The 5,977-nt window shown below is 60.6% G+C and carries 6 protein-coding genes and 1 pseudogene; 4 read left to right on the top strand and 3 right to left on the bottom strand.

What is annotated here, in order from left to right; all coding sequences use genetic code 11:
- Positions 1-113 (top strand): annotated as a pseudogene (locus MUM_RS01000000132445) (tRNA (uridine(34)/cytosine(34)/5-carboxymethylaminomethyluridine(34)-2'-O)-methyltransferase TrmL); the annotation flags it as partial.
- Between the two features lie 156 nt (positions 114-269).
- Here the strand turns inward: MUM_RS01000000132445 and secB are convergent.
- The 3 genes from secB to MUM_RS0108745 are packed head-to-tail and all read right to left on the bottom strand — an operon-like array spanning position 270 to position 1,467.
- A complete protein-coding gene (gene secB / locus MUM_RS0108755) occupies positions 270-755 on the bottom strand; it encodes a protein-export chaperone SecB (RefSeq protein WP_003218009.1) in 486 nt (161 codons plus the stop codon).
- 42 nt (positions 756-797) lie between these two features.
- Positions 798-1,052 (bottom strand): glutaredoxin 3, encoded by a 255-nt coding sequence (gene grxC, locus MUM_RS0108750; RefSeq protein ID WP_010169095.1) that lies wholly within the window; start codon positions 1,050-1,052, stop codon positions 798-800.
- Position 1,053: 1 nt separating this feature from the next.
- On the bottom strand, positions 1,054-1,467 hold the full coding sequence (locus MUM_RS0108745; protein WP_010169093.1) for a rhodanese-like domain-containing protein: 414 nt from the start codon (positions 1,465-1,467) through the stop codon (positions 1,054-1,056).
- A 151-nt stretch (positions 1,468-1,618) separates the two neighbouring features.
- Between MUM_RS0108745 and gpmI the strand changes: the two genes are divergently transcribed.
- The 3 genes from gpmI to MUM_RS0108730 all read left to right on the top strand — a co-directional run bounded on the left by gpmI (position 1,619) and on the right by MUM_RS0108730 (position 5,917).
- Complete coding sequence (gene gpmI / locus MUM_RS0108740) at positions 1,619-3,145, top strand: 2,3-bisphosphoglycerate-independent phosphoglycerate mutase (RefSeq protein ID WP_010169091.1); 1,527 nt, start codon at positions 1,619-1,621, stop codon at positions 3,143-3,145.
- Between the two features lie 137 nt (positions 3,146-3,282).
- Positions 3,283-4,578, top strand: coding sequence for a murein hydrolase activator EnvC family protein (locus MUM_RS0108735; protein WP_010169090.1), 1,296 nt, complete (start codon positions 3,283-3,285; stop codon positions 4,576-4,578).
- A 31-nt stretch (positions 4,579-4,609) separates the two neighbouring features.
- On the top strand, positions 4,610-5,917 hold the full coding sequence (locus tag MUM_RS0108730; RefSeq protein ID WP_010169088.1) for a S41 family peptidase: 1,308 nt from the start codon (positions 4,610-4,612) through the stop codon (positions 5,915-5,917).
- Positions 5,918-5,977: the final 60 nt, after the last annotated feature.

Here is a 5,977-nt window from a genome sequence, read left to right as displayed (position 1 = left end):
CCGACGGCCACCGCCTGCGCCTGCCGATGCGCGAAGGCTGCCGCAGCCTGAACCTGTCCAACACCGTGGCCGTCGCCGTCTACGAAGGTTGGCGGCAACTCGGTTTCAAGTAACGCATATAACAAATGTGGGAGCGGGCTTGTGTGGGAGCCGGGCTTGCCCGCGATACAAACACCTCGGTGTGTCAGTCACACCGCGGTGATGCTATCGCAGGCAAGCCAGCTCCCACACAAGCCCGCTCCCACATTTAGTCCAGCGTCGGCTCGAAATTACTGAACCGTTGGCGAACCTTCCTGTTGCATGCGCTGCAGCTCTTGCGCATACAGGGCATCGAAGTTCACCGGAGCCAGCATCAGCGCCGGGAACGAGCCACGGGTGACCAGGCTGTCCAGGGTCTCACGGGCATACGGGAACAGGATGTTCGGGCAGAACGCGCCCAGGGTGTGGCTCATGGACGCTTCGTCCAGGCCCTGGATCAGGAAGATGCCGGCCTGTTGCACTTCAGCGATGAAGGCCACTTCTTCGCCGTTCTTGACGGTCACCGACAAGGTCAGCACGACCTCGTGGAAGTCGCCTTCCAGGGCCTTTTGACGGGTGTTCAGGTCCAGTGCGACGCTCGGGGTCCATTCCTGACGGAAGATGGCCGGGCTTTTTGGCGCTTCGAACGACAAGTCGCGTACGTAAATACGCTGCAGGGAAAATTGTGGGCCTTGAGCCTCTTCTGCTGCCGCTTCGGTGTTCTGTTGGTCAGTCATCGCAGATCCTTCGTGATCTTGGGGTCTTTTAGGGGTTGTGAGTCAGACGTGAAGCAGCGCATCCAGTTTACCGGCGCGCTCGAGTGCGAACAGGTCATCGCATCCACCGACATGCTTGTCACCGATCCAGATCTGCGGCACGGACGTGCGTCCCGCTTTCTTGGTCATCTCGGCGCGCACCTGGGGCTTGCCATCAACCTTGATCTCTTCGAAGGCAATGCCCTTTTTCTCAAGCAGGGCCTTGGCCCGCATGCAATAAGGGCAATAATCGCTGGAATAAACGACAACCTGGCTCATATCACTTCACCAGCGGCAGGTTATCGCCACGCCAGCTGGAGATACCACCCGACAGTTTGGCGGCATTGAAACCGGATTTCAGCATCTCGCGGGCGTGGGTGCCGGAGTGCTGGCCTTGGGCGTCGACCAGGATGATGGTCTTGGCCTTGTGCTTTTCCAGCTCGGCCAGGCGCGAAATCAGCTTGTCCTGGGGAATGTTCAGCGCGCCGACAATATGACCGGCGGCGAAATCCTTGGCGGGACGAATGTCCACCACTACAGCCTCATCCTTGTTGACCAGAGCGGTCAGCTCGGACGTGCTGAGGCTGCGGCCACCGCGGCTCATTTCGTGAGCGATCAGCAGCGCCAGCAGTACGACGAACGCACCAGCGAGCAAATAGTGGGTAGTGGCAAATGCAATCAGGTGATCAACCATCAAGGAGGTTCCAGGGCGTTAAAATGGCGGTAAGTATACACAGCCGTCATGGTCGGCCAACCCCCGTAAAGCGGTGACGTGGTCGGAACTTCGCTTTAAACTGCCACTCCCTTTTCAATTGCCTTCATTCATTACCGCCGCGAGAGGATCTATGACTACTACGCCTAAACCTTTGGTCCTGATAATTCTCGATGGCTTCGGACACAGTGAAAGCCACCATGACAACGCTGTGTACTCGGCCAGGAAGCCAGTACTGGACCGTCTGAGCGCTACCGTACCGAACGGCCTGATCTCCGGGTCGGGCATGGATGTTGGCCTGCCGGACGGCCAGATGGGCAACTCGGAAGTCGGGCACATGAACCTCGGTGCCGGACGAGTGGTCTATCAAGACTTCACCCGCGTGACCAAAGCGATCCGCGACGGCGAATTTTTCGAGAACCCGACCATCTGCGCGGCGGTGGACAAAGCGGTCAAGGCCGGCAAGGCCGTGCACTTCATGGGCCTGCTGTCGGACGGCGGCGTCCACAGTCACCAGGACCACCTGATCGCCATGGCCGAACTGGCCTTCAAGCGCGGTGCCGAGAAAATCTACCTGCACGCCTTCCTCGACGGTCGCGACACCCCGCCGAAAAGCGCCCAGTCCTCCATCGAACTGCTGGACGAAACCTTCAAGACCCTCGGCAAAGGCCGTATCGCCAGCCTGGTCGGCCGTTACTTCGCGATGGACCGTGACAACCGCTGGGACCGCGTGGCACAAGCCTACAACCTGATCGTCGACGGCCAGGCCGAATTCAACGCCGCCACCGCCCAGGAAGGCCTGGAAGCCGCTTACGCCCGTGGCGAGAGCGACGAATTCGTCAAGGCCACCACGATCGGTGAGCCGGTCAAGGTCGAAGACGGCGACGCCGTGGTGTTCATGAACTTCCGCGCCGACCGTGCCCGCGAGCTGAGCCATGTGTTTGTCGATGACGGCTTCAAGGACTTCGAGCGCGCCCGCCAGCCGAAAGTCGAATTCGTGATGCTGACCCAATACGCCGCCAACATCCCGGCCCCGTCGGCATTCGCCCCGGGCAGTCTGGAAAACGTGCTGGGCGATTACCTGGCGAAAAACGGCAAGACCCAACTGCGCATTGCCGAAACCGAGAAATACGCCCACGTGACCTTCTTCTTCTCCGGCGGTCGCGAAGAACCATTCCCGGGTGAAGAACGCATCCTGATCCCGTCGCCAAAAGTCGCCACCTACGACCTGCAGCCGGAAATGAGTGCCCCGGAAGTCACGGACAAAATCGTCGACGCCATCGAGCACCAGCGTTATGACGTGATCGTGGTCAACTACGCCAACGGTGACATGGTGGGCCACAGCGGCAACCTGGAAGCAGCGGTGAAAGCCGTGGAATGCCTGGACCTGTGCGTCGGCCGCATCGTCGACGCCCTGGACAAGGTGGGCGGCGAAGCGCTGATCACCGCCGACCACGGCAACTGCGAGCAAATGTCCGACGAATCCACCGGCCAGGCCCACACCGCCCACACCACCGAGCCGGTGCCGTTCATCTACGTTGGCAAGCGCGACCTGAAAGTGCGTGACGGCGGTGTGCTGGCCGACGTGGCACCGACCATGTTGATGCTGATGGGGCTGGAGAAGCCGAAAGAGATGACTGGCACTTCGATATTGGTTTAATAGCAAAACCGCCCGATTAAATCGCCCGAAACGGCTTTTTATGACGAACGCCTCAAAGCAGTTGGCTTTGAGGCGTTTTTTTTGCAGCGCTTGGCGGGCATACTAGGCCGTCCCTTTCCCTGGTGTCGCCCGCCTCTATGCTTCGCGCCTTGATTACCCTCGCTCTTGTCTGCCTGCTCCAACCGGCGTTTGCCGATGAGCGCGCACAAACCCAACAACAGTTGGACGCTACGCGTCAGGACATTACCGAGCTGAAGAAACTGCTCGGCAAGCTCCAGGAAGAGAAATCCGGCGTGCAGAAAGACCTGCGCGGCACGGAAACCGAGATGGGCAAGCTCGAGAAGCAGGTCCAGGAGCTGCAAAAAGAACTAAAGAAGAGCGAGTCGGAACTGGAGCGACTCGACGGTGAGAAAAAAAAACTCCAGAGCGCCCGCGTTGAACAGCAACGCCTGATCGCGATCCAGGCCCGCGCCGCCTACCAGAATGGCCGCCAGGAATACCTCAAGCTGCTGCTCAACCAGCAGAACCCGGAAAAATTCGCCCGCACCCTCACCTACTACGACTACCTGAGCAAGGCCCGTATGGAGCAATTGAAAAGCTTCAACGAGACCCTGCGCCAGTTGGCCAATGTCGAAACAGAAATCGCCAACCAGCAGTCGCAGTTGCTCGACCAGAAAAGCAGCCTCGACAGCCAGCGGGACGAGCTGGACAAGGTTCGCAAGGAGCGCCAGCAAGCACTGGCCAAGCTGAATGACGACGTAAAGGCCCGCGATGCCAAGCTCAAGAATCGCGAGCAAGACCAGGCCGACCTGGCCAAGGTCCTGAAAACCATCGAGGAAACCCTGGCTCGCCAGGCTCGCGAGGCCGAAGAAGCGCGGCAAAAAGCGCTGATCGCCCAGCAGGAAGCCGAAAAAAAGCGCGAGCGTGAGGCCGCCGAGGCCCTGGCCACTGATGCCCCGGCCCCGCGCAAACCGGCGCGTGCAGCGCCTGGCCCGCTGGTTTCCAGCGCCGGCGAATCCTTCGGCGGACCTTTTGCTTCAGCCCGGGGCAAACTTCCATGGCCAGTTGATGGTCGATTACTGGCACGCTTTGGTGAAACCCGTGGCGATGACACCCGCGCCAAGTGGGACGGTGTGATGATCAGTGCCGGTGCCGGCACCCAGGTCCACGCCATCCACGGCGGCCGTGTGGTGTTCGCCGATTGGCTGCGTGGCGCAGGTTTGTTGGTGATTCTTGACCACGGTAATGGCTATTTGAGCCTTTACGGCCACAATCAAACTTTGCTCAAAGCGGCAGGTGATGTTGTAAAAGCCGGTGAATCCATCTCCACTGTCGGTAACAGTGGTGGCCAGGACACTCCGGCGCTGTACTTCGCTATTCGTCAGCAGGGCCGCCCGAGCGACCCGGCACAATGGTGCCGCACCCAAGGATAAGGGTCGCATCTACATTAGGAGTTCGTTCGACATGCTGCATTTGTCCCGCCTCACATCGCTGGCCCTGACGATCGCCCTGGTGATCGGCGCGCCTTTGGCATTCGCCGACCAGACCGCCCAGTCAGCTACGGCCGCGACCACCAAGGCCCCGCTGCCGCTGGACGAGTTGCGCACCTTTGCCGAGGTCATGGACCGGATCAAGGCTGCCTATGTCGAACCGGTGGACGACAAGACCCTGCTGGAAAATGCCATCAAGGGCATGCTCAGCAACCTTGACCCGCACTCCGCCTACCTGGGCCCGGAAGATTTCGCCGAGCTGCAGGAAAGCACCAGCGGTGAATTCGGTGGCCTGGGCATTGAAGTCGGCGCCGAAGACGGCCAGATCAAAGTGGTCTCGCCAATTGATGACACGCCAGCGTCCAAGGCCGGGATCCAGGCAGGCGACCTGATCGTCAAGATCAACGGCCAGCCGACCCGCGGCCAGACCATGACCGAAGCCGTCGACAAGATGCGCGGCAAGATCGGCCAGAAAATCACCCTGACCCTGGTGCGCGACGGCGGCAACCCGTTTGACGTGACCCTGGCGCGCGCGACCATCACGGTCAAGAGCGTGAAAAGCCAGCTGCTGGAGTCGGGCTACGGTTACATCCGTATCACCCAGTTCCAGGTCAAGACCGGCGACGAAGTGGCCAAGGCCCTGGCCAAGCTGCGTAAAGACAACGGCAAGAAACTCAGCGGCATCGTGCTCGACCTGCGCAACAACCCGGGCGGTGTGTTGCAGGCAGCGGTGGAAGTGGTCGACCACTTCATCACCAAGGGCCTGATCGTCTACACCAAGGGCCGTATCGCCAACTCCGAACTGCGCTTCTCGGCCACCGGCAACGACCTCAGCGAAGGCGTGCCAATGGTTGTGCTGATCAACGGCGGCAGCGCCTCGGCTTCGGAAATCGTCGCCGGCGCCCTGCAAGACCAGAAACGCGGCGTGCTGATGGGCACCACCAGCTTCGGCAAAGGCTCGGTGCAAACTGTGCTGCCGCTGAACAACGAGCGCGCCTTGAAGATCACCACCGCGCTGTACTACACGCCGAATGGCCGCTCGATCCAGGCCCAGGGCATCGTGCCGGACATCGAAGTGCGCAAGGCCAAGATCACCAACGAGGCCGACAGCGAGTTCTACAAGGAAGCGGACCTGCAAGGTCACCTGGGCAACGGCAACGGCGGCGCCGACCAGCCTACCGGCAGCGGCTCGAAAGCCAAGCCGATGCCACAGGACGACGATTACCAGTTGGCCCAGGCACTGAGCCTGCTCAAGGGCCTGAGCATTACGCGCAGCCGTTGATATGCGTCGTGGCCTGATCATCGCTTTGCTGTGCTGTATGGCGGGAGTTGCCCAAGGCAA

It is taken from the genome of Pseudomonas sp. PAMC 25886 (genome assembly GCF_000242655.1).
GTDB lineage: Bacteria > Pseudomonadota > Gammaproteobacteria > Pseudomonadales > Pseudomonadaceae > Aquipseudomonas.
This window is presented reverse-complemented; position numbering and strand designations above follow the sequence as displayed.